This is a genomic window from Legionella qingyii, assembly GCF_003184185.1.
Map to the genome: position 1 here is coordinate 82889 of NZ_QHJG01000012.1, position 24812 is coordinate 107700.

Below are 24812 nucleotides of genomic sequence, written 5' to 3' on the forward strand. Positions count from 1 at the left end.
CACTCTATGTTTTAACATAAACCATAAAAAACTATGGGTGCTTACCAATATCAGGCGCTTCAAAAAAATGGCAACACAGCAAAAGGCGTCCTAGAAGCAGATTCTGAGCGTCATGCACGCCAACTATTGCGTGATCAAGGATTAATTCCAACTCAAATCCGTGTGTTGACTCAACAACGTTCAGGTAGTCAAACTAAAAGCAAAATTTCTGCCGCGGATCTCGCTCTGTTTACACGACAGTTGGCTACATTGCTTGCTGCCGGTATTCCAGTTGAAGAATCATTACGTGGAGTGAGTGAGCAAACAGAAAAAGATAAAGTCAGGGAACTGATTATAGGTGTGCGCGCAAAAGTGCTTGAAGGTTATGGGCTAGCACAGGCGATGGCCCAGTTTCCTCACGCCTTTCCTGAGTTATATCGTGCTACTGTGGGTTCTGGCGAACAAACGGGCCACCTAGATGTGGTTTTAGAAAAATTAGCGGACTATACTGAAAATCAACAGATAACAAAGCAGAAAGTTCAGCAAGCATTGATTTATCCGCTTATCATGATCATTGTTTCCATTGCGATTATTTCATTTTTGCTAAGTTTTGTAGTACCAAAAATCATTGAAGTGTTCACCAGCGGCGGACAAACCCTGCCTGAAATGACCCTATTGTTAATTAATATAAGTCACTTCATTAGAGATTATGGTCTTTATACTTTAATTGCTCTTATTCTTATGTTTATTGCCTTTAAAAAAAGTCTCGCTAATGAAAAAATCAAAACATCCTGGCATCGTCTATTGTTGAAGCTGCCTATAGTGTCGTATTTGGTAAAAACAGTTAATGTTTCGCGTTATATACATACTTTTGGTATACTTTTTGCTGCAGGAGTGAGTGTTCTAGAGACAATGCGTGTTGCAGCAAGTCTTGTAACCAATGTCGTTATGCGGCAGGCTTTTGACTCTGCTACTCTAAAAGTTAGAGAAGGATGTGGTATTAACGAAGCGTTAAAAGATACGGGTTATATTAGTCCGATGGCAATCCATTTAATTGCTAGCGGTGAAAAAAGTGGCCAATTGTCAAATATGATGGAACGCGCAGCTGTTCATCTTGATAATGAAGTCAAACGGTTAATTGATACCTCATTAACGTTATTGGAGCCGATGGTGATTCTTTTGATGGGTGCGATCGTTTTATTTATTGTTTTAGCCACTTTATTACCTATTTTTTCAATGGAGCAGTTAATTACTTAAATTTTAAAACTTGTAGTCTGGTGAAGTTCAGGTTGTGCACTTCACTCATCCAATCTATGTTTAAATCGGAGTAAAAATGAATAAACAAAAAGGATTCTCGTTAATTGAAATTATGGTAGTGGTTGTCATATTAGGCATTCTCGCCTCCATAGTAGTACCTAAAATTATGGGACGCCCTGATGAGGCACGAAGAGTTAAAGCCAAACAAGACGTGCTTGCCATACAAAATGCCCTGGATTTATATAAACTGGATAATGGTAATTATCCTACTACAGATCAAGGTTTGATGGCCCTTGTTGAAAAACCCACATCAAATCCAGTACCTAATAATTGGAAACAATACCTCAAATCACTCCCTAAAGATCCATGGGGTAGAGACTACCTTTATTTAAATCCAGGACAACATGGCGATATAGATGTATTTACCTACGGTGCTGAAGGACAACCTGGAGGTACAGGTATTAATGCCGAAATTGGTAACTGGGATGAACCCAAATAATAAACTTCTTTGGATATTCACTACAGAGAGTGAAGTGCGAGGAAAGACAGAGCATGGAACTGATGTATGCAGGCAAGGATATGGAACTGCATCAATGAAACTATCCCCGTCTGCAGTAGCAGTTTCCAAGAGGTCTAATCAAGGTTTTACTCTCATTGAGATCTTGATTGTTTTGGTAATTATAGGCATTACCTTCGGTTTTGCCTTAATTGCTTTTGGTGACTTTGGTGAGAGCCGACGTATCTTGTTTTCAGCGGAACAACTCATGAACACGCTTCGTTTGGCCCAGCACCAAGCTATTTTGGAAACCAGCACGCTTGGTCTGCGTATTAACAATACAGGCTATCAAGTACTTCAACTGAATAACAACACTCAATGGAAAGCTATTTCCGATAAAGGAGTGTTTAAAATGACTTACTTTCCCAAAGACACACATATTACCTTAAAAACAATTAACCCAACTCCAGTGGGAGCTCCTGCCATTATTATTTCTTCCTCTGGCGAGCTAACTCCTTTTACATTAAATTTTGGTAGCAAAAAGGACAATAATTTGGCGTTACTGATTGGCAAACGAAATGGAGAGTTAAAATTTAATGTGGTACACACTAAATGAGACCTTATCATAATAAATCAGGATTCACCCTAATTGAGGTATTATTAGCACTTTCCATAATTGCTATTGCCTTAACTGCTTTGCTTAAAGCGATATCACAAAATGTCGAAACGACACGCCGAGTAAAAGAAAAATCAGTAAGTCACTGGGTTGCTATGCAAGGCGTGGCAATGATTCAGCTTAATTTATTACAAATTAATCAAAGTCAGGAAACAACCCAAGATTCAATGATGTTGAATGAGCATTGGTACTGGAGAGCAAAAGTAAGTTCGACACCACAAAAAAATATTCAAAAAATAGTTATTTCAGTCAGCACGGATAAAGCAGGTCCATTTAGAGAGGAACTGCAAGCATTCAGGTATGTACCATGAAAAAAAACATAACTTCCAAAAAAGTAAACGGTTTTACTCTGATTGAAATCTTAATTGCACTTGCAGTATTTGCCATTCTAGCAACCATCACCTCTTCCGTATTGTATAACGCATTTACCACACGCTCCCGCGTTAATGAACAAAGTGAACGTCTCAATGAGTTACAACTTGCAATAAGTCTCATTCAACAAGATATCAGTCAAACTGTAGAGCGCCCTATTCGCAGTAACGAGATGCGATTATTACCTGCATTTATAGGACAAACAAATTATCTTGAATTCACACGTGATGGTAATGTAAATCCTGGCAGCATTGAAAAGCGCAGCACCCTAAAACGAGTTGCGTATCTTTGCCAGCATGGAACGCTGATCCGTAGAACTTGGAATAGTCTCGACATAATTGATCAAAAAATCTATGAAGATAAGCCCTTGCTAAATCAGCTTAATAACTGTCATTTTGGTTATTTAAATCAAAACTTACAGATACTTCCTGAATGGAGAGAACAAGCAGTAGGCTTAAATCAACGTAAAGAGCCTTTTCCTAAAGCAGTACAAATTAATATGACTCTTCGGAATCAGGGCGAAATAAATTTACTTTTTATTCTACCGGGTGCACTTTATGTTTCAAGTTAAAACCATAAAAGGAAGTGCCTTACTCACCGCGCTTTTTATTATGACACTGGTCGCGATTGTCGCCACAGCCATGAGCACCAAAGTTCAATTAGATATTTATCGTACACGACTTATGATCACTCACGATAAAGTCTATCTCGCCTCACAAACAGTTGCTTTTTGGGCATTGGGTGAATTAAGTAATAAAAAAAATGAATTTACCAAAGCTAATGTCCAAGGAGTGGTAAGTTTATTCCCACATGATATGGAACATATCGACAGCGCAGTTACCTTAAAAGGTGCTCTTTATGATTTGCAATCTCGATATAATATTAATAATTTGGAACACAAAAAATCAATGATAGGATTCATAAATCTCATAAGTACAGCCGTGCCACAATATGCAGAAGCAGAAAAAGTCAAATTAACACTAGCAATTATTGATTGGCTTTCCTCCTATGATTTGGCGCGCGGTAATGACAATTACTTATCATATTATATGAGCCAAAAACCACCCTATTATCCTAGCCACCAATTTATGAGCAGCAAATCAGAACTACGTCTGGTAAAGGATGTGAACGCATCTCTTTATTTGGTCCTGGAACCTTTAATTACTGCATTACCTGAATTTACACCCATTAATATTAATACAGCACCGATAAAAGTACTCAAATCGCTAAGCGGCACAACCAATGAAACACAACTTAATGAATTAATTAAAGCGAGAAAAGAAAATGGAATTAAAGAATTAAGCAAAATCTCTGAAATACTCAAAAAACTTAATATAGCAAACGATCAAATAACCCTGGAGAGTAATTATTTTCTCAGTATCGCTTCGGCAACGAGTGATAACCTCAATTTAACTGTATATACCTTATTTAAACGAAATCGTGATAAAAAAGGAAAAATTTCTGTCAATATCCTCAGAGAAAGCGTTAATGTTTTCTAATCTCAAATACTACTGAGTTAATCTTCATCTTTAGTCGGTTGAATGGTGTTCTGATGGAGTATTTCGTCAGCTAACTCGTTACCGGCCTTAATATCTGATTCAGATAGCTTATTTTTTAGCAGCTTAAGTTCTCTAATCGCTTCTTCATTTTTATTTTTTGCAGCAATCTTAAACATGGCATATGCCTTAATCCAATCTTTATCTACACCCAATCCAGCAAGATACATATAACCTAATTTGGCTTGACCAATAGGGTTTCCTTGTGCTGCAGATTTAGTAAACCAATATACCGCCTGTTCGTAATCTCTAGGAATACCGGTGCCTGTAAGAAGTAACTGCCCGATTTCAGCTTGCGCCTCAGGCTGACCGCTTTGTGCAGCAGCCTGATACCAATAAGCTGCTTTTTCTGGATTTGCCTCAACGCCATAGCCTTTTAGGTAGTAATAAGCCAAATAAGTTTGTGCTTTAACATGGCCTTGATTCGCTGCTTGCGAAAACCAATAAAACGCTAATTTATCATCTTGGGCAATACCTTGTTGTTGTCCGGTATATAACAGACCTAAACTATATTGAGCCCTCACATCTCCCTGATCCGCTGCCTGTTGATACCAATAAAATGCCTGATTAACATCTTTTTTTGTTCCTTCCCCCATTATGTAATCATAGGCGAGATTTACTTGTGCCTTGCTGTATCCTTTTTTTGCAGATTTTTCAAACCATTCAAATGCAGTCTTTTTATTGGCTTGAACACCATCACCAGATACATACATTAAACCAACATTTCTTTGAGCAATTGCATTACCTTGCTTTGCTGATTTCATATACCACTTAAAGGCTTCAGGAAAATTTTGTTTTACCCCTTGTCCCAAATCATACATAAAGCCCAAACTAAGTTGTGCTAAGGGATTATTTTTATCCGCTGATTTTTGATACCAACTTATTGCTTGAGTGTAATCTTTAGCAACACCTTCACCGTATTGGTACATACGGCCAAGCAAATACATTGCCTCAACATTTCCATCCCGGGCAGATTGCATTAAATGAGGGTAAGCAGTGGTATAATCTCCGTTCTCATATGCAGCGAAACCAACAATTTCATCTGCAAAAGCAGTATTCATTACCAGCAATGCTGCTAAAATCACCCTACGCATGCTGACTCCAATTCAATCCTCTTATCTAAAGCGTAGAATAAAGAATCAACAAAGCAAGTCTGATGAGCGAATTAAACTCAGTATGTTCATTGAATATTATCTAAAAAATCAAACAATACTCAATATCCACTTGAATTTTATCCGTCTACTTTGGTTCATATCTTATTGGGGAGATTGGGATGCTGACACGATTTCCATATGGAGTCATCATTACTTTAGACGATGTAATTTAACCTTAAAAAATTAAATCCCTGCCATAACGCAGGGATTCTTATATTCTTTTTACTTCCCGGCCACCATCATTTTTTCAATGAGTACCGAACCACATCGTGTCGCAATATTTGGATTAATATCATTACCAACAGCAAGAATGGATTTAAATATATCCTTTAAATTTCCTGCAATCGTAATTTCATCAACAGGATATTGAATTACACCATTTTCAACCCAAAAGCCTCCGGCACCCCGCGAATAATCACCTGTTACAATATTTATTCCTTGCCCCATTAATTCAGTGACTAATAATCCTTTACCCATTATTTTCAATAAATCATCCAGATCACCTGCTGTCGGGTCAATTGTTAAATTATGGACTCCATCTGAATTTGCTGTTGTTTTTAAACCCATTCTACGCGCAGAATAGCTGCCCAATACATATTGCATCACACGACCTTTATCAACAATTATATTAGGGCGCGTTGGAACCCCTTCGCTGTCAAATGCTGAACTTCCTAAAGCACCTAGTAAATGAGGCTGTTCATAAATACGAATAAACTCTGGAAAAATTTGTTGTCCTATGGAATCCAACAAAAAGGTATTTTTTCTGTAAAGATTTGAACCGCTAATTGCATTAATAAAACTTGAAAATAAACCACTGGAAATTCGTGATGAAAAAATAACGGGGATTGCTTGTGTTTCAATCTGTTGTGCCCCCAAACGATTCACAGCGCGGTTAACAGCATTTTTAGCAATTACATGAAAATCAATCAAATCTTGAGGATTACGGACCGTTGTATAGTCGTAATCACGTTGCATTTCCTCTCCGTCCTTCGCAATTAAAGAGCAACTTAAACTATGGCGTGTACTGTGAATAAATCCAGATCCACCATATGTATTTGCAAAACCATGGTGCGATTCATAAGAGGATACATTCACTCCATCTGAATTCGCTATTCGCTTATCCAGTGATAAAGCATGACGCTCACATTTTAAAGCCATATCAATTGCTTGTTGTGGACTTATATCCCAAGGATGAAATAAATCAAGCTCGGGATGATTTTTAGTCATTAGCTCTTTATCCGCCAATCCAAAGCATGGATCTTCTGCGCTTACTCTTGCTATATCACAGGCCGCTTTAACCATCGCTTCCAACGCAGCAGGTGACGTATCTGTGCTACTTGCTCCACCCTTACGTTGACCAATATAAACAGTCAAACCAACGCCTTTATCCTCACTAAATGCTACGGTTTCAACCTCTCCCATGCGCACATCAACTGAGAATCCTTTATCATTATTCACTGCGACCATCGCATCGGTTGCACCTTCTTTTTTTGCGAGTTCAAGTACATCATTCATCAAACGAGTTAAATCTGTTGTTGACTTATGTACTTCACTATTGTTATGTTGCGTTCTAATTTGCATAAGAGATTCCGTGGTGTTGAATGATGTACATAAGGATACAATAACATGTCTTCACAAACCAATGTTTATCCTGCAAACAAATCATATTTGTTCCATTTATTATTTGTTCTTTGCTTCCTATTCGCCCCACTTTATTCCTATGCTGAGGGATATTGGCGGAAATTAAGCTCTGGTATTGAATATCAAGATCTTGCTGGAGGAATACTTTCGCCCTGGGCACATATTTATGCATTTCGTATCGATCTCAATAAAAATAAATTGGCATTAGTTAATGCAAAAAAATTATCCTTAAAAAATGCCTCTGCAGATCAATTTGCCGAACACAGCAAAGCCCTTTTAAGTATTAATGGAGGCTTTTTTGATCATCAATTTCATCCACTTGGACTCAGAATTAATAATAAAAAATTGATCAACCCTTTAAAACGAATTAGCTGGTGGGGAATTTTTTATATAAAAAATAATAAGGCCTATATTTCAAGTCTGAAACATTTTAACCATGATAGTGATATTGATTTTGCTATTCAAAGTGGCCCTCGATTATTAGTTAAACGGAAAATACCTTCTCTAAAACCAGGTATTGCCGATCGTTCTGCTCTGGGAATTACGGGTGATGGGAAAGTCATTATCCTTGTTTCAACTAATGCAGCAATGACTACCAGCAAGCTTGCTCAATTGCTCAGATCACCACCTTTGTCCTGCATCGATGCGATCAATTTGGATGGAGGAAGCTCGAGTCAATTGTATGCACACATTGGTTCGTTTCTATTAAATGTTCACGGATTTTCCAATGTCAGTGATGCTGTTATCGTAAAAAAAAGATAAAATGAGATACCGTGTAACCTAATAATCTGGGCGCAGTGTAGCACCCCGGATAATGGACTTCATAAAAAATAAAGATTCAGGGCTATCCCCCCATAACTACTAGCAATTTGTGCATAAACACACAACTTATCCACAAAATACTCCCATATTATTCTCTTGACCATCATCCAAAAACACATTATCTTGTTGTTAGTAGCCACACAAGACCCTATATATTGGGTTTTCTGCTATAATCTAATCAATAGTGAATAAATTTAACTCGACTATTCATAACAATAAAAACTGCGTGGAGGAAAAATGTCCGCAATTCTTGATCCGGTAAATGATGTACCGCAAACCAGTCAACTGGAATTGACCGCTAATGCCCCTGGTTTATTAAAAACTATTAAGCGCAATGGTAAAGTAGTAAATTATGATGATACGAAAATTAAAGTCGCAATTACTAAAGCATTCATTGCTGATGAAGGCGGTACAGCCTCTACCTCAGATCGTATTCATCAACAGATCGAAGATCTTACCCGTCAGATAACCCAGGTATTCAAACGTCGCTTACCCAGTGGTGGTGCAGTTCATATTGAAGACATTCAGGATCAAGTCGAATTAGCGCTCATGCGCAGTGGTCACTACAAAGTTGCTCGCGCTTATGTATTGTATCGAGAAGAACATCGTAAAGCCCGCGAAAACGAATTAAAACAACAGGCTATTGATAGCAAAGTCTTATTAATTACCATGCCCGATGGTGAGTTAAAGCCATTAGACACAGAGCGAATGAATACAATTGTTGCTGAAGCATGCCGTGATTTAGAACATGTCCAAGCAGAACCTGTTATTAAAGATGCGATGCGCAATCTTTACAATCAAGCAAAATTTGAAGACGTGCACAAAGCCCTGATCATGGCTGCTCGCACCCTGGTCGAAAAAGAGCCAAACTACACTTATGTTAGCGCTCGTTTGTTATTAGACAGTTTGCGTATGGAAGCCCTGAGTAAATTAGAAATTCACTCAGACGCTACTTTTGATGAAATGAGCAAACTTTATCCTGCTTACTTCAAAGAATATATCGCTCATGGCATCAAACAAGGAATTTTAGACGTAAAAATGGCCGATTTTGATTTGGAAAAACTCGGCAAGGCGCTATTACCCGAGCGTGACATGAAGTTTAGTTATTTAAGTTTGCAAACATTATATGATCGTTATTTCATTCATGATCACGGGGTACGGTATGAGCTTCCTCAAGCATTTTTCATGCGTGTTGCGATGGGGTTGGCGTTACGTGAACAAGATAAAAATGAAAAAGCCATAGAGTTTTATCAATTACTGTCTTCATTTGATTATATGTCATCAACACCTACCCTGTTTAATTCAGGTACCATTAGACCTCAATTATCCAGTTGCTATTTGACCACTGTTCCCGATCATTTAGATGGAATTTACAGTGCAATCAAAGATAATGCCCTGCTTTCAAAATATGCCGGAGGTTTGGGTAATGACTGGACTCCAGTTCGCGCGATGGGCTCACATATCAAAGGCACCAATGGAAAATCACAAGGTGTAGTTCCCTTCTTAAATGTTGCTGATGCTACCGCAGTCGCAGTAAACCAAGGCGGTAAACGCAAAGGTGCTGTTTGCGCTTATCTGGAATGTTGGCATAAAGACGTCGAAGAGTTTCTGGAGCTAAGAAAAAATACCGGGGACGATCGACGTCGTACACACGATATGAATACTGCATTATGGATACCCGATTTATTTATGATGCGTGTACGTGAAAATGGGGATTGGACTTTATTCTCTCCTGATGAAGTACCTAATTTGCATGATCAGTATGGTAAAGCGTTTGAAACACTCTATTGTGAGTATGAAGAAAAAGCGCGCCAAGGCCTCATCAAAAACACAAAAACACTATCTGCCGTCAAACTGTGGCGCAAGATGTTATCCATGCTGTTTGAAACCGGCCACCCATGGATGACCTTTAAAGATCCTTGTAACTTACGCTCGCCACAGCAACATGCTGGTGTAGTTCATAGTTCTAACCTGTGTACTGAAATTACACTCAACACTTCAGAAGAAGAAATTGCCGTATGTAATCTGGGTAGTATTAATCTTCCCGCTCACATCAAAAATGGCAAATTGGACGCTGAAAAATTAAAACGTACCATTAGAACTGCAATCCGTATGCTGGATAATGTGGTTGATATTAACTATTATTCTGTACCTCAAGCACGTAACTCCAACTTGAAACACAGACCTATTGGTTTAGGCTTAATGGGTTTCCAAGATGCATTATATGAATTAAAAATTGATTATGCTTCTCAAGAAGCGGTTGAGTTTGCTGATTCATCTATGGAGTTAATCAGCTACTATGCAATCGAAGCATCTTGTGATTTGGCTAAAGAACGGGGTAGTTATTCCAGTTATGAAGGTTCTTTATGGAGTAAAGGTATATTGCCAATTGATTCAATTAATCTATTGCAGCAAGCTCGCAATAAATACTTAGAACAGGATCGTTCACAACGTCTGGATTGGGAAAACTTACGCATTAAAGTTCGCACACAAGGAATGCGCAACTCCAATGTGATGGCGATCGCACCAACAGCAACTATTTCAAATATTTGTGGTGTTTCACAATCCATTGAGCCTACATACCAAAATTTATATGTAAAATCCAATTTGTCAGGTGAATTCACTGTGGTTAATCCCTATTTGATTGCTGATTTGAAAGCATTGAATCTTTGGGATGAAGTGATGGTCAATGATTTGAAATATTTTAATGGTAGCGTCCAACCAATCAGCCGTATTCCTGCTGAATTGAAAAAGCGTTATGCGACTTCTTTTGAAATTGACCCCATGTGGTTAGTTGATGCGGCTTCTCGTCGTCAAAAATGGATCGATCAAGCACAATCACTGAATATCTACATGGCTCAACCATCAGGTAAGAAATTGGATCAACTCTATATGCATGCATGGACACGCGGATTAAAAACCACATATTACTTACGCAGTTTAGGCGCATCCAATGCTGAGAAATCTACTGTAACTGATGGTGCACTCAATGCAGTTAAAATAATAGCTGAGGAACCTAAGGTATGTTCCATACTCGATCCAGACTGTGAAGCGTGCCAATAATCAGGAGAATTTAAATGTCAGAAAACATAATACAACACCAAGATATAATTCATACTGGTGCAACTGGATACGAACCACTCGAAATGGGGGCCGCGCGCATTCATGTTGATGATAAACGCATCATTAACTGCCGTGCAGACTTAAATCAGCTCGTTCCGTTTAAATATAAATGGGCATGGGACAAGTATTTAACCGCTTGTGCTAACCACTGGATGCCTAATGAAATCAATATGAGCGCTGACGTAGCGCTCTGGAAAGATCCTAACGGCCTTACAGAAGCGGAACGTTTGATAATCAAGCGTAACTTGGGATTTTTCTCAACAGCAGATTCGCTAGTTGCCAATAATCTGGTACTCGCTGTTTACAGACATATTACGAATCCTGAATGCAGACAATACTTGTTACGCCAGGCCTTCGAAGAAGCACTGCATACTCATGCGTATCAATACGTTATTGAGAGCTTAGGCCTTGATGAAGCGGAAGTTTTTAATATGTACCGTGAAATTCCATCTGTAGCGACTAAAGCAGCCTGGGCACTACCCTTTACTCAAAGCTTGGGTGATGAAACATTCCACACTGGTACTGTAGCAAATGATCAGCGTTTGTTACGCGACTTAATTGCCTTCTATGTAATCTTTGAAGGAATCTTTTTCTATGTTGGTTTCACACAAATTCTCTCCATGGGTCGTCGTAATAAAATGGTAGGAACTTCAGAGCAATTTCAATACATTCTACGTGATGAGTCCATGCACATGAATTTTGGTATTGATGTCATCAACCAAATTAAGATTGAGAACCCACACTTGTGGACACCTGAATTTAAAGAAGAAATGATTCAACTAATTCGCCAAGGTGTAGCATTGGAATATCAATATGCTAAGGACACTATGCCTCAAGGCATCCTGGGAATGAACGCCGAAATGTTTGAAGAGTACTTGCACTTCATTGCTAACCGTCGTTTAAACCAAATTGGCTTGCCAGAGCAATATCCTGGAGCTACAAACCCATTCCCATGGATGAGTGAAATGATGGACTTGAAAAAAGAGAAAAATTTCTTTGAAACTCGTGTCATTGAATATCAAGCGGGCGGCACACTAAGCTGGGATGATGAATAGCGGTAATTTAAAATTAGTTGGATAATCTCCTATACCTGTGTAAGGGTTTTAACCCTTACCAGGTAATAAATCATATAAATTCCATCAAACAAACTATCCTTGTTTTCTTTCATCCTTAAATAATTGTACAAAAAACTTATTCTGTTTTATAAGAAAATCTATAAGAAAAAAATAAAGATGACATTTTTCTTCCCTATAGTAGAATCTTAAATCAGTCGAAAATGCAATTTCGACAATTACTCAAAAAATACATTTCAATTCAAATTCATTTTAATTTGGTACAACACATGAGGTGACGAAATGGCCAAGAAGAATAAACAACAGGAAGATGATACTAATTATAGCTTTTTGCTCAAATGCATGGCGGCGTTCTCTGCTGCTGCAATAGCCACAGCAGGAGTTATTGCTGCAGTATCACTAAAATCAGCTGCAGTAGCAACAACTGCGCTAGCAGCGAAAACATTACTCGCATCAGCTTTTATTTTTACACCAGTATTACCCATTGCCCTTTTTGCAATTGGACTTATGCTCGTGGTACCTTTTTTATTTGGTTGTAACAATAATACTTATACTACAGTAAGAACGACTACTCCCGGATACAGGAGTTATGGAAGTTATAGTTTTTACACTCCTTCTTCTGTTTATAATGGCTTTCCTTATTCTGATTATGGTACAGGGACCGTTTATGCAAGTACCGCTCACTCACATGGACATCCTACTAGCGGAACAGTTCATGGACATAGCAGCAGTCATGTGCATGGACATGGTGACAGTCATGTGCACGGACATGGTGGTAGTCATGTACATGGCCACTTTTAATCAGCCTTTCCCTCATTTTTGAGGGAAAATTAAAACAGTTAATCTCATTGATTTTGTTCACTACTTATATGAAACCCAAGTGCAAAGATTGAGTTTTGCTCATTTTGAACTCCTGGGTTCCACTTTACTGCACTCAGGGTACAACACTCAGAACTTAGTTTACTGAGTCAATGATATTAATTTCTGTTTCGCTATTTCTCTTGCACGCTTCCCCGTTGAATAATCAGGCGTAGCATCATCTTCTATGTATTGAGCAAACGAAATAGTATGTGAATCCTTCTCTATCCAGCCAACAAACCATCCTAGTTGCTTGTCCTGATTACGTGAACCATCTTTCTTGAAGGGATTCCCTGCCCCAGTTTTACCATACAACTTCCAGCCTCCTGGCAAATTCTCAATAAATAGAAGGTCACGAGTCATTTGCATGGAAAAACGACTTACAGGCAACTTGTTTTGAGTTAAGGCAGATAAAAACTCAACTTGTTCCTGTGGTGAGATTTGCAATGAACTTGACAGCCAAGCGCGAACCAATCCATTATTCATACCCTTATCACCAGAAACATCCTGATTTCCATAATTAAGAACCTGCATATAATGTTTAAATTGCTCCATTCCTAATTTTTGCGTAATAAGCTGACTGTACCAAACGCAACTGTGCTGTATCCAAGTGGTTGGATTATGTGGCTGTTTCCAAACATCCAGCCAATCATTGTATCCTTGTTTGAAAGGCCATTCAGGATGAGTTTTATCGATTAATATGCCCTTATCAAACCCCATTAAACTGATTGCAATTTTAAAAGTTGAGCAAGGTGAATGGCGCTCCGTACATAGCCCTTCTTGTTTTAGCGTGACGTTGTTCTCTTTTGCTATAAAGCAGTTATTATTGGCAAAAACCACTGAATTAATTGCAAGAGAAGCAATAAAAAAAACAATACATTTTTTCATTTTATAAAACCATCCCATTAACTTGACTATCCCAAAGCATTTTGAAGTAACTCTCTTCATTATTTACCAATTCGGTAAAAGTACCTTCTTCGATAATAACTCCCCCTTCCATCACTACAATTCGATCCATATGGCGAATGGTAGAAAGACGATGGGCGATTGCTATGACTGTAGCATTATTTTGCTCCAGCATGGCATTAATCGATCGTTGAATTTCGTGTTCTGAAAGTGTATCTAGACTTGAGGTCGCCTCATCAAGAACTACAATGGATGCATTTTTTAAAAATGCTCGTGCAATCGCAATGCGTTGACGCTGGCCACCTGAAAGTTTTACCCCGCGCTCACCAACCAACGTATCATATTTCTCCGGTAGAGATTCGATAAAATCATCAATATTAGCCATTTCAGCTGCTCGTTTTATCTCTGCTTGCGTTGCATTCTCTTTTGCATAACCAATATTTTCACCAATAGAGCGGTGAAAAAGCATAATATCTTGGGGTATAAGAGCAATTTGTTGGCGCAAAGAATCTGAAGTAATCTCTGAAATCGGCTTATCATCAATCAAAATTTGTCCATCAGTAGGTCTGAAGTTTTTTAACAATAACGAAATTAATGTTGATTTACCTGCACCAGAGTGCCCTACCAAACCAATCTTCTCACCGGGTTTGATGAGTAAATTAAGATTTTTAAATACAAAAGAAGCTCCCTCGCGATATGCAAAAGAAAGTTGTTTAAACTCAATTTCCCCTTGATTTATCTGATATGCTTGTGCAGGAGGCACATCTACTTCATCATGAGGCATAGCTAAAATACCAAATGACGATTTGAAATCTCCTATTTCTTTTAAAAAGGTACAAAGACTACTCATCAGCGACCATAAATCGAACGAAATGGTAATGGCAGTGAGCATAACAAATAAAAAATCTCCTGTAGAAATCTCACCATGAATACGCAGATAAATCATAAAAATAAAAACCGCAATCAGCATGAACCAATACAGCACTGATCCGACTATATTGAATTTAAAATCATACTGATAAAGTTCAATTTGCCGAGGCACAAAATCAGCCGACATCAGCTCATTAACACGTCGATGTTCAGCTCGTCGTTTTGCGAAATAAAACAAAGAGAAAATATTGGTAATATTATCTGAGAAAGCACCTATAACCTGATGTTTGCTCTCAGCCATATTATTAGAAAGCTGATTCAGTTTAAGCGCCATAGGCAGCATAATTGCCATAACTAATACACACCAGGCCAGCATAAAACAAAACACACTAAAATTAACTACCAATAAAACAAAAACAGAAACAACAACTACACAAAAATGTTTTCCAACAACATGATGGAGATTAGCGAAAACACTATCATATCCATCCAAAAGGCCTTTTAACTTACTAATGACCGTACCACTGGGCGTATTTTGAAAATAATTATAGGAATGATGTTGGACATAATCATAAGCAGATGACAATAATCTTTGCCGAGCATAAGGCTCAGCTTTCCACTCCGCAAAATCACTAATTCGCCAAACTACATCCAGTACAATTTGCGCTGTAATAAATAGTACAATAGGAAACACCAATTGATGATATGAAGTAATCGTCTCGCTGGAAAACGCGTCCACCAGAAGCTTAAACGAATAGTTATTAGCAAAAATATAAATTGCAGTGAGCACCGGCGCCTGAAACATTAACACATACCACCAACGATAAGGCTTAATGACCTGCCATAAAAAATTCCAGGCTGAATGAAATGGATATTTTATATCTGAAGTGTCCATCATGCATGCTCAAAGTAAAAGGTCGACGAGTATATCACATTGAGCCTACAAAATGCTCATAATTAACTCATTCTTAATGATAAATTTCAAAATGAAAATTTAATTTTCCGCAGTGGAAGTTGAGATTTTTTAATGATAACGGTAGACTTATGACGTTAATTAAAGTCCCGGTGGCACAGCTGGATAGCGCAGCCCCCTCCTAAGGGGCAGGTCGGAGGTTCAAATCCTCTCCGGGACGCCAATGAAATCAAAGAGTTAATGATTTATAGTTTAAATAATTAAGATGTTATATTTTGCAGGTGCCTAGATGGGTACCTTAAAATTAAATATTACTTTCTGAAGCCCATATGATCATATTAAAAGTATTATCCAGCCCAGTAACTAGTAATCTTTTATCTGCAACAACAATTATTCTAGTAATTTATGGTTACACTCAATGGAAAAAAATTTACATAGCAGAAAGACAATCAAATAATTTTCTTAACATTGCTATGGATATTAATAGACTATACTTTTCTATCCTGGAACAGAGGCAGCCTGAATTCAGACCAAGCCATAATGATGATTTTATTAAGTATATTGATGATTATAAAATTCCCCCTCTTATGGAAATAGCGAAACAAGCGTATGTCATATCAAAAGAGATAAGTATTTTAGAAAAGACCCTAACCCTTCCCAAGAAAAATGATCAGAGCCTAACTTTATCAAGTTTATATTATCAGTATATTATCAAAGAGATAATAAAAAAAATCACTCTTAACATACATCTGTATTATGCTGATAAAAAGAGGAAACAAGAACAATTAGATCCAACACAAACCGAGCTATACAAATTTTTATATCCATCCTCATTTGCAGTTGATCCCAATCAATATGAGTTTGACGATAAAACAGGATTGAATATCATAAAAGACGATTTTTATGAGGTAATCATTACAGGATTTAATAGTGTATTATCAGCATTAGATAACCTATTGATTAAATAAATGATTCGTAATCAAAAGGTCGTGTGTTCGATTCACATCAGCGGCACAAAAAAAAGCTTAATAATCAATGAAATAATGAAATTTTTAAATATTATGTTTTTGTGCTACCTCGGTACTACCTTTTGAAAATTTTTAATAGTTCCTCTGAATTGGTATTGAGTCTAGATGTGACTTAAATAATGGGCATATGGCATTCATGCATATATAATGAGTGATTATGAATGCTCAAAGGAAATAAGTTGAGAACTGCCTTTATAGAAACCTCTGCAATTAACTGGTTTTATAAAAATCAATTTAATGCTGTCAGTGCTAATAAGCTACTTGCATCAAAAAACTTGATACCGGTCGTTGGTATGGATACCATTTATGAATTGGCACGTTGCTTTACAGTTGAATATGAGAAAGCTGTCAATCTTTTTAATTTTCTAAAACAACTAAAACCTGTATATAGCTGCCAAAGAAAAGTTTTATATGAACAAGAACTTAATAATCTAATGCAGGGTAGTAGTGTTGATCCTCTCTTGGGATATTATACCGAAGAAATATTAACTGATCGGATCAAACACTATTCAATGGGTATTTTTGATAAAACTCATGAGGAATTTATCATTGGAAGACAATTTTTTTGGGACGACTGCAGAGAAAAATTATGGAGTCCAGAAAATATTAAACGAAATAAAGGATTAACATTACAAGCTTATTTGACGCATTGCTTTAAGCAAATTGAAATAACTCCCTTGATATTACAAAAATGGATAGAAGAATTAACCGGAAAAATTTTGTCAAAAGACAATATTGCAACTCTTCTTAAAAAGCTGAATACACTTCCGGCATTGCGAACAGCATTATATTCCCAGTTTTATTTGAATTTTTTAATCATACGAAATCAAGCTACACCACGCGAAGATAGATTTACAGATAGCCTTCAAGTAATCGCTGCCTCGTATTTTTCTGTGATTATTAGCCACGATAATTATCTTCTCAATACTTTATTACCCTCTCTTAATCCCGATCAATTAGGGGAAAATATATCGAGTTTAGTCGATTCTGTTCATGGTGAACTGTGCGCAGTTGATTAAAAATATTGATATCTAAACCTTTGACTAGCTATTTAAGCAGCACTTTTTGTATTTTTTTCCACTGCCACAGGGACAAAGAGAGTTTCTTCCTGTTTTTTTCTTTTTAGTGGGGGTTGGCTTGGTTTCGCTATCAATTAATCCCTCTATATTACGATCATATTCCCAAGGAAATTCTATATAACTTGCGGTATTAATTAGATGATCGGAATTATTACATAGTATGCCTAATCCGATTGATTTATTGGCTTTATGACGGTATTTTTCAATAACGTTATTGCTTGGTTTTGGGTTTGAAGATCAATTAAAGATAAATTGTTTGATGCGATTAAAGATATAACGACTTTAGCAGGTGTTATGGGTATTACACACCTTCTTATTTTTCTTGGTCCACTTGATTTATAGTTTGATAGATTTTTAATAGCCTGATCAATGGCGTATAGTACACTGTTATCTAATTCTAGTAGAGAAAAAATAATCCATTTCGCAGAATCATCATTATACACACTGTATTCAGATATAATTTTTTTAATGGAGTCTGGAAGTTTTAACCTAAAATCAGGCGGGTTATCTAATAAACCTCGCTCATAAAGCATTAACTCATCAAATTTAGGAGAAGAGGAAGTGTAAATTATGTCGGGTACAGCTTCATGATTATCTGTAAAATTTGAATATTCTAATCTGGTATCTAGATACATCGAAAAAAGTGATAGTTCATCCCCATGCCAATCTTGTTCCAAGGATAAAATACAAAGTCTTCGTTCTATGTAATGTAAAAATGCTTCGGGAAATATATTTGTCTTTGTAATTAAATCCAAATCAGCTAAACATATAGAAAAAGGAAAATTATTATCTTGGAAAAGTCCTAGTTCTTGTAATCGCTTCATTTCACTACCAAGCCCAGCTAAATGAAATAATGATAATGAGATTGGATATATTTTTTGAATGGAGTTGCTAGCAAAACTTAATGTTCGGTCAGTTTCTGTTTCTTTAAACGTAACATGCTTGTTTGAGGCTATATATTTTATGGTTCTTATATTCTGAGTAAAGGCTTCAACTATATTACCAATAATATCAGCTGTTAAGGTTTTTTTATTTCCCCTCTGTGACTCAAATCTAAATTGTTTAGATTTTGCTTCAAGCAATATTAAAAAGGGGCCAAATTTAACTGCAATATCAAGTTCAGCGATACCTGTCTTCTTTTCTGGATCGGGGTAGGTTAAATTCTCGAAAATACAATCTTGAGGAAATATCCTTTTTAAAGCATTCGCACCTTCTTTTTCAAGCCATTCTGCCCTATGTTTTTGATATCTTGCATAAAATTTTTTATCAGTCTTAGCTAATAAATTAAATTTTTCCCAAGCTACATCCATAAGATTTGATAAATGTGAAAACAAGACTTTTCCGCAAGTCAAAATGTACATAGGGTGTTTTTGAATAACAATATCTCCATGACAATCGCTTTTAGAAACTCCGATTAATTTTTTTAAGGCATATACTTCATCTGAAGTTAATAAATAATCTTCGAGGGCTATAGGCAATATTTTTGGCATTGAAAAAATTAGCTCTTTCAAAAAGCTATATGCATAGTCTGCATCGTGGTTTTCAGATGGTCTAGAGTTATTCAGAGCGCTTTTAAATTGATTTAACCATTCACCATAATGCTTTTCAAGATCATAAATTATGGATGATATTGTTCCAACTAACTTAGTTGGACATAAACCTGATTTTTGTGAAAACCATTTATCAAAACGACCTTGAATCTCTAAAATCATTCGTTGTGTTTGTTCTGGGTAGGCATTGCCTCGAATAACCTCAGATGACATGCGTAAAATGTATTCAATAGATTCAATTTGATTATCATCCACGTGAGCCTCGCTCGGTGATATGGTATTAAATTGAACATATTCATCCAGTATGTCGTAACACTCAACAATCATTTGGGGAGTAGTAATTTTTTGAAATGAATCTCCAAAATTAGGTATAAGACTTTTGGCTAATGCTTCTAGCATAGCTGGATGCCTTCCGTATTTATCTCCAATTTGTAATTCTGGACTTAAAAAACATATGTAACCAATCATAACAGTAAGAAGTGTTTCAGCATCAGCTGAGCTAACTAAAGATTCAAGTTTTATCTTTGCTTTTTTTGCTTTTTCTTGCCAAAGTAATTCGATATTGTCCAATTTAATTCCATTTCATGCATTTATTAAATAATTATATATGAGTTTTTATGGACAAAAACTTTATAGACTAGGGTGCGCGTTGATACAATATATTATGCCCAAGAAATAATAACTGACTATATCAAGCAATATTCTGGTACATGCAAGTAATTTGATCTAAACAATAATTAATCAATTGATAAACTTATGGCATCAGGGAATAATGCACCAACCTTCTACTTTAAGGGTTTTTGCTATCCTAATCAGATTAAGGGTTGCTATATTGCGTTCACCACGCTCCACAGACCCCATATATCTGGATCCAGCCCAACTTCAGAAGCAAAAGACTCCTGAGAGTACCCCTTTTCTTTGCGGAGTTCCCTGATTCTTTCGCCTATTTTAATAAGTGCTGGATGTTTTTGCGCATACATTTAGAATATGCGCCCTATACTCATAAAACCACGGCTATGAGTATCATTTAGGGAGGCAATTCTCCAGCGAATATTGAGGACTATAAATGAAAAAATTTATCTTATTGTTTATTGTATTTTTAACAATTGAAACAACAAATGCAGCTGTTTTAAATTCCGGCCCATTCCCTTTTGACGGGGGTGAAAGCAAACCATACAGTTTTCTAAAGGTTATGATACCAAGAATTACTAAAGCAACATACGTGATTACTTGTGATATTATCAATCCTAATTATCAAAAAGAATATCCTGTTGTTCTTCAAATGAAACTTAATGTAGCCAATCAAAATCCATATAAAATATATTTAAATGGGGCACAATTGTCTTCTCCCTATTATCAAGGGGAATTAAACAGAAATATTAATCATCTTATGATATTTCCCGTTGAAATAAATGGGGGTGAAGCAGATTCCCATATTCAATTTCATAATTTAGATGATAGTGATACCGTCATAGTAAGCAATTGTGAAGCGCGATTTCTGACTTCGAGTTCATAAAGACTAAATTTATAAATTAAATTTGACCTGGCAGACATTTCTGATAAACTGGCAACTGTCAGATCAAGTTATAACTACTACAACTGACAAAGACCCGTATATCATCTCTTTAATTCAATCGATTTTCTAATTCATTTATACGCCGATTTAATTGATTAATTAACTTTCTTTGCTCTGCTTGAGCTGCTTTAGTCTCTCTCTCCCATAGTTTTTCTATGAGAAACACCGCCTCATCTTCTTGTCCATAGGCTAATAGTTGATCAATTTTCTTACGCATTTTCTTCTCCTGCATTAGTGGGGCGATTGATTTTCTCACCTTCTAATAATTTCGACATTCTTTCGTTCAAGTCGATAATTGCTATAGAGCTACTGTAATCTTTTAACATTCCTATTAAAATTTTTGCCTCACCAGAAGTGATCTCTTGATTTCCCAATGCCCTGAAAACCTCTGCACTCATAGGAAGTAATATGTTTGCATCTTTAACCTCATCTGGAAATTTCAGGCTTATAAAAGCATCATCTTTATTGCCATAAAGCCTTGGTATCAGTTTAGCAGCCAGCCATTTACGTGTGTCAATTCTAAGCCTAGAACGAGCGATAAACTCACCATTGCAAACACGCACACCTTGTTCGTTAATTATTTCATCTTGTGTTGAATCATCAGCTATATCTATAATTTCATCCACTAAGGTTTCAATTTGAGATATTTTGGCTTGCGCGTATTGGGTGTAAAATTCAGGATATTTATAACGCCATTTGTTAATGGTGGTTTTATCTGGCATATCATCATACATAGAACAAAGCTGTTTCAGCCCAACTTCATGAGTGGCTACCCGTTCGCAGATTAGGTTTACTAATTCTTGATTATAAATCGTTGGTCTTCCAACTTTCTTATTTAAATCCATAATTGCTACTCCTTTTAAGAAAATACTATTTGCTATTTAATACGGAAAACTCAACAAACTGCTTAGCTTTATGGCCAGGTTTACCGAGGTATTGAAATGATTGCCTATCAAACCATAATGCGGTTTTACCTTCCCATTCTCCATTGCGTTGTTTATCACAACGCAAAATACAATCGCACTCCTCCAGCTTTGCAGATTGTCTTGAATCGAGAGACATTCCATTTAATTGCATTTGTGCAATTTCTTCTTTGGCTTTGTTGCGCCACACTGTAAAACAATTGTCTGCTAAATCTGTAATAGCCCCGGTACCTTTACAATCTAATTTTGATGGCATTTGAGTTTCATCATTAGATTTACGGGGATGAACTACTATATGAACATGGCAATTATACTGGTTTTTGAAGTCACAAATTTTCTCGATAAATGCTTTTTGTGCTTTAAAATCCTCTTCATCTATTCCACATTTCATGAAGGAATCAATTACAAATACATCAATACCATAACGTTGGTGTGCATAAAGAAATACTTCAAGTAATCGATCTGACTTTGCTGTACCCACAAGGTCGAATAACCACAATTTATCTTCATACCATTCAAGAATTGCGCGAATATATTCTGGGGTTGGTTCAGCAAGACCTGCGGCTTGACGAGTTAATCTCTTTAACAATTTTTTAGGTTTTATTTCAAGGCTAGCAATACACACCCTCGCACCTTGTTGCATTGAAGACAAAATTATATGTCCTAACAATTGAGATTTTCCATGACCATTAATACCAGTCCAGATTGAAAGTTCATTAGGCCGAAAGATAATTTTATTTTGAATATATTGCCAGGGTGGGTTATAACCAAGCATTGTATGTGTATTGGGATAGAACTCCTCGATGACTTCTTCTGTATATAAACTTGCAGAGCGCAGCTCTTCGGGATCTAATGTGCGTGCTTCATCAAAACATTTTTTGATTTGCTCTTTTATTATTCTTTTTTGTAAACATTCATTAGCATCTTTGTATGGCAGTTTTACAATACGGCAACGATGGCGACCTAAACGCTCGATTAATTCGAGAGTTGCTGTTTGTCCTTCTCTATCATTATCCAAACAAAGGTTTATTTCATCAAAAATTGCCAGCCGATCAAATTCGTATTCAAGCCATTTTTGTTTATTACCACCTCCACCGCCGAAGGGAACTGAAAGAGCGGGAAAACCATATTGATATAAGCTCATTGCATCAATTTCGCCCTCACAAAGAGTGATTGTTCTGGAGTTATTAGGTATTAAATGCCAGCCAAACAAACACGGTTCACAATTTGGCTCAACGACAATTTGTTTTTTTCCATTAACTCGAATTAAACTAAGCTGTTTTACAAAAATAAGCTCATCTTCTCGCCAGTAAGGAAAAATAATATTATGACCTGCCTCCCCAACTTTATAAGCTTTTATGGTTTCAGAGGTTAATTTCCTTTCATTTATTAAATAATCCATTGTTGGTGAATTTTGTTTTACTGGGGAAGTATTTTTTAAAATCGGTTTAACAAATTTTAAGGTGCTATGAGCTTCAAATTTGGGTGTTGATATACCTAGATAGTGGCTTGCTTCTTTAAGGGCTTCAGAGATCTTTGAATTACGTTTAATCGCCCAAAGGTCAAGTAAATCACCTTTCTCACCCGTTGCAAAATCGCACCATACTCCGGCTTTATCACCCACTAGATGTACCTTTAGAGACTCACCAGACTCACCATTAATACTTCCTGTACACCATTCACTACCTTGTCGTTTTCCATTGGGTAATAAATATCGAGCTATCTCTTCAGCACGTTGCGCTAACATTACCGATATTTGTCTAAAATTATTCACGACCTACCCCCGACATTATATTTGTTGTATCGAATGATTTTTTTTGTTGAGAAAACTTCGCTGCATTTCTTAACCATGTATGAAAAGCCATTCCCCAATCAGAAAATTTACTTCCTTTAGCGATATGATGTTCCTTGAAGTGTTCAAATTCAGAGTCGATATCTAGACTTAATCCATTTGCTTTTTCTCGGTGTGATTCATTTATCGCGAACTTTTGAGGAAAAGTCTTTTTTATAGTTTTAACCCGTAATTTTTTGTTGGCTAATAATGTATATTGCTTGATGTTATTACTGATGTTATTAGGGGGGCTATTAGCACCAGGTGTCCCTGCTGATGCCACTAGGTGGATAGTGCTATTTGCTACTGGTGGCTGTGAGCACCCAGTGCTATCGGCACTAGGTATTGTTAATTGATAATGGTTACTAGACCCTGTCGTACGCAATATTTTTATTAGATATTTATTCTCTAAAGACTTCAGAGTACGTTTTACTGAATCGGTGGACATACCACAATCTATAGAAAGTGATTGATGAGACGGAAAACAGCTTGTTTTATTACCCATATAGCTAGCTAACATAACAAGCAATAACCTTTCATAAGCATTTAACATAAATGCATGAGAATGTTCCTGTCTTAAAAATCTATCGACTACAATTTGAGCTTGCATCATAACTCTGCTCTTAAACGTTGAACCCCGATAAAAAAATTCCGTTTAATTTCCTCACTAGACTTCTGACCGGAATAACAATCAGATATCATTTTGTCAGCGAGTAAAATCAACTGTGATAAAAAATAATCGCGATCCAAATGCGTTGTTTTCTTCATTATCAACCCCCTCTTACACCGTCGTTTATCAATTGACGTATTTCTTCAACTCGCCAAACAGTAATACGCGGACCTAACTTTGTAGGCTGAGGAAAACGGCCGTTTTTAACACCCTCCCACCATGAAGATTTACCAATAGGTATTATTGGAGGAACAGGTGGATTAGCTTTGGGATTACCCAGTATTTGCGATAAACGCAAATAGCCAGTTTGCGGTAGTTGATTCATTAAAAGTCACTCCTGTCTGTTGATGTTCTAAACAGTTTAAAAACTATTTTTTTGACTAAACAGACAGAAGGGTTAGGTAGGTTTCTCGAAAAACAGGGGGGTAAGTTAATAGAAGCCTAGTAAATATAAGAGCT

The 24812-nt window shown here is 36.7% G+C and carries 26 protein-coding genes and 1 tRNA gene; 15 read left to right on the forward strand and 12 right to left on the reverse strand.

Features of this window, described 5'->3' with window-relative positions:
- The first annotated feature begins 33 nt into the window (after positions 1 to 33).
- The 6 genes from lspF to gspK all read left to right on the forward strand — a co-directional run bounded on the left by lspF (position 34) and on the right by gspK (position 4279).
- Positions 34 to 1236: a GspF family T2SS innner membrane protein variant LspF gene (lspF, locus tag DGG96_RS08870; RefSeq protein WP_110142366.1), complete on the forward strand. Its 1203-nt coding sequence runs from the start codon at positions 34 to 36 to the stop codon at positions 1234 to 1236.
- 76 nt (positions 1237 to 1312) lie between these two features.
- A complete protein-coding gene (lspG, locus tag DGG96_RS08875; RefSeq protein WP_110142367.1) occupies positions 1313 to 1735 on the forward strand; it encodes a GspG family T2SS major pseudopilin variant LspG in 423 nt (140 codons plus the stop codon).
- On the forward strand, positions 1722 to 2348 hold the full coding sequence (gene gspH / locus DGG96_RS08880; protein WP_276309317.1) for a type II secretion system minor pseudopilin GspH: 627 nt from the start codon (positions 1722 to 1724) through the stop codon (positions 2346 to 2348). Before lspG ends, gspH begins: the two co-directional genes overlap by 14 nt.
- Positions 2345 to 2719 (forward strand): GspI family T2SS minor pseudopilin variant LspI, encoded by a 375-nt coding sequence (lspI, locus tag DGG96_RS08885; protein ID WP_110142368.1) that lies wholly within the window; start codon positions 2345 to 2347, stop codon positions 2717 to 2719. Before gspH ends, lspI begins: the two co-directional genes overlap by 4 nt.
- Positions 2716 to 3351 (forward strand): GspJ family T2SS minor pseudopilin variant LspJ, encoded by a 636-nt coding sequence (lspJ, locus tag DGG96_RS08890; RefSeq protein ID WP_110142369.1) that lies wholly within the window; start codon positions 2716 to 2718, stop codon positions 3349 to 3351. Before lspI ends, lspJ begins: the two co-directional genes overlap by 4 nt.
- Positions 3338 to 4279 carry a type II secretion system minor pseudopilin GspK gene (gene gspK / locus DGG96_RS08895; protein ID WP_110142370.1) on the forward strand — a complete coding sequence of 314 codons (942 nt, stop codon included), beginning with the start codon at positions 3338 to 3340 and terminating at the stop codon, positions 4277 to 4279. Before lspJ ends, gspK begins: the two co-directional genes overlap by 14 nt.
- Before the next feature lie 17 nt (positions 4280 to 4296).
- Here the strand turns inward: gspK and DGG96_RS08900 are convergent, their stop codons facing one another.
- On the reverse strand, positions 4297 to 5430 hold the full coding sequence (locus tag DGG96_RS08900) for a tetratricopeptide repeat protein (protein WP_110142371.1): 1134 nt from the start codon (positions 5428 to 5430) through the stop codon (positions 4297 to 4299).
- Here DGG96_RS08900 and DGG96_RS21040 point away from each other — a divergent pair.
- A complete protein-coding gene (locus DGG96_RS21040) occupies positions 5429 to 5677 on the forward strand; it encodes a hypothetical protein (protein ID WP_205872614.1) in 249 nt (82 codons plus the stop codon). The two genes, DGG96_RS08900 and DGG96_RS21040, sit on opposite strands and share 2 nt — an antisense overlap.
- 35 nt (positions 5678 to 5712) lie before the next feature.
- Here DGG96_RS21040 and pmbA read toward each other — a convergent pair whose 3' ends face one another.
- On the reverse strand, positions 5713 to 7071 hold the full coding sequence (pmbA, locus tag DGG96_RS08905) for a metalloprotease PmbA (RefSeq protein WP_110142372.1): 1359 nt from the start codon (positions 7069 to 7071) through the stop codon (positions 5713 to 5715).
- Positions 7072 to 7116: 45 nt separating this feature from the next.
- Between pmbA and DGG96_RS08910 the strand changes: the two genes are divergently transcribed.
- From DGG96_RS08910 to DGG96_RS08925, 4 genes are all read left to right on the forward strand, one after another.
- Positions 7117 to 7893 (forward strand): phosphodiester glycosidase family protein, encoded by a 777-nt coding sequence (locus tag DGG96_RS08910; protein WP_110142373.1) that lies wholly within the window; start codon positions 7117 to 7119, stop codon positions 7891 to 7893.
- A gap of 297 nt (positions 7894 to 8190) precedes the next feature.
- Positions 8191 to 11016 carry a ribonucleoside-diphosphate reductase subunit alpha gene (locus DGG96_RS08915; RefSeq protein ID WP_110142374.1) on the forward strand — a complete coding sequence of 942 codons (2826 nt, stop codon included), beginning with the start codon at positions 8191 to 8193 and terminating at the stop codon, positions 11014 to 11016.
- 14 nt (positions 11017 to 11030) lie between these two features.
- Positions 11031 to 12131: a ribonucleotide-diphosphate reductase subunit beta gene (locus tag DGG96_RS08920; protein WP_110142375.1), complete on the forward strand. Its 1101-nt coding sequence runs from the start codon at positions 11031 to 11033 to the stop codon at positions 12129 to 12131.
- A 300-nt stretch (positions 12132 to 12431) separates the two neighbouring features.
- On the forward strand, positions 12432 to 12950 hold the full coding sequence (locus DGG96_RS08925; RefSeq protein WP_110142376.1) for a hypothetical protein: 519 nt from the start codon (positions 12432 to 12434) through the stop codon (positions 12948 to 12950).
- Positions 12951 to 13109: 159 nt separating this feature from the next.
- Here the strand turns inward: DGG96_RS08925 and blaOXA are convergent, their stop codons facing one another.
- Together blaOXA and DGG96_RS08935 are read right to left on the reverse strand one after the other, a co-directional pair.
- Positions 13110 to 13895, reverse strand: coding sequence for a class D beta-lactamase (blaOXA, locus tag DGG96_RS08930; protein ID WP_110142405.1), 786 nt, complete (start codon positions 13893 to 13895; stop codon positions 13110 to 13112).
- Between the two features lies 1 nt (position 13896).
- A complete protein-coding gene (locus DGG96_RS08935; protein ID WP_233590567.1) occupies positions 13897 to 15681 on the reverse strand; it encodes an ABC transporter ATP-binding protein in 1785 nt (594 codons plus the stop codon).
- Positions 15682 to 15842: 161 nt separating this feature from the next.
- Here DGG96_RS08935 and DGG96_RS08940 point away from each other — a divergent pair.
- The 3 genes from DGG96_RS08940 (at position 15843) to DGG96_RS08950 (ending at position 17743) form a co-directional block, all read left to right on the forward strand.
- A tRNA-Arg gene (locus DGG96_RS08940) sits at positions 15843 to 15919 on the forward strand.
- 106 nt (positions 15920 to 16025) lie between these two features.
- Complete coding sequence (locus DGG96_RS08945) at positions 16026 to 16664, forward strand: hypothetical protein (protein WP_110142377.1); 639 nt, start codon at positions 16026 to 16028, stop codon at positions 16662 to 16664.
- A 221-nt stretch (positions 16665 to 16885) separates the two neighbouring features.
- A complete protein-coding gene (locus DGG96_RS08950) occupies positions 16886 to 17743 on the forward strand; it encodes a hypothetical protein (protein WP_110142378.1) in 858 nt (285 codons plus the stop codon).
- A 24-nt stretch (positions 17744 to 17767) separates the two neighbouring features.
- Here DGG96_RS08950 and DGG96_RS21395 read toward each other — a convergent pair whose 3' ends face one another.
- Complete coding sequence (locus DGG96_RS21395) at positions 17768 to 18010, reverse strand: SEC-C metal-binding domain-containing protein (RefSeq protein WP_110142407.1); 243 nt, start codon at positions 18008 to 18010, stop codon at positions 17768 to 17770.
- Positions 17968 to 19923 carry a hypothetical protein gene (locus DGG96_RS08960; RefSeq protein ID WP_110142379.1) on the reverse strand — a complete coding sequence of 652 codons (1956 nt, stop codon included), beginning with the start codon at positions 19921 to 19923 and terminating at the stop codon, positions 17968 to 17970. Before DGG96_RS08960 ends, DGG96_RS21395 begins: the two co-directional genes overlap by 43 nt.
- A gap of 496 nt (positions 19924 to 20419) precedes the next feature.
- Between DGG96_RS08960 and DGG96_RS08970 the strand changes: the two genes are divergently transcribed.
- Positions 20420 to 20869, forward strand: coding sequence for a hypothetical protein (locus DGG96_RS08970; RefSeq protein WP_110142380.1), 450 nt, complete (start codon positions 20420 to 20422; stop codon positions 20867 to 20869).
- 109 nt (positions 20870 to 20978) lie between these two features.
- Here the strand turns inward: DGG96_RS08970 and DGG96_RS20805 are convergent, their stop codons facing one another.
- The 6 genes from DGG96_RS20805 to DGG96_RS08990 are packed head-to-tail and all read right to left on the reverse strand — an operon-like array spanning position 20979 to position 24678.
- Entirely contained in the window at positions 20979 to 21146 is a 168-nt protein-coding gene (locus DGG96_RS20805; protein ID WP_158618874.1) for a hypothetical protein, read from the reverse strand.
- Positions 21139 to 21774 carry a terminase small subunit-like protein gene (locus DGG96_RS08975; protein ID WP_110142381.1) on the reverse strand — a complete coding sequence of 212 codons (636 nt, stop codon included), beginning with the start codon at positions 21772 to 21774 and terminating at the stop codon, positions 21139 to 21141. Before DGG96_RS08975 ends, DGG96_RS20805 begins: the two co-directional genes overlap by 8 nt.
- Before the next feature lie 25 nt (positions 21775 to 21799).
- The gene (locus tag DGG96_RS08980; RefSeq protein WP_110142382.1) at positions 21800 to 23626 is read right to left on the reverse strand and encodes a toprim domain-containing protein; all 1827 of its coding nucleotides are present in this window, start codon (positions 23624 to 23626) and stop codon (positions 21800 to 21802) included.
- A complete protein-coding gene (locus tag DGG96_RS08985; RefSeq protein ID WP_110142383.1) occupies positions 23619 to 24296 on the reverse strand; it encodes a helix-turn-helix domain-containing protein in 678 nt (225 codons plus the stop codon). The genes DGG96_RS08980 and DGG96_RS08985 overlap by 8 nt, the downstream gene beginning before the upstream one ends.
- Positions 24293 to 24451: a hypothetical protein gene (locus DGG96_RS20810; protein ID WP_158618875.1), complete on the reverse strand. Its 159-nt coding sequence runs from the start codon at positions 24449 to 24451 to the stop codon at positions 24293 to 24295. The genes DGG96_RS08985 and DGG96_RS20810 overlap by 4 nt, the downstream gene beginning before the upstream one ends.
- 2 nt (positions 24452 to 24453) lie before the next feature.
- Complete coding sequence (locus DGG96_RS08990) at positions 24454 to 24678, reverse strand: helix-turn-helix transcriptional regulator (RefSeq protein ID WP_110142384.1); 225 nt, start codon at positions 24676 to 24678, stop codon at positions 24454 to 24456.
- Positions 24679 to 24812: the final 134 nt, after the last annotated feature.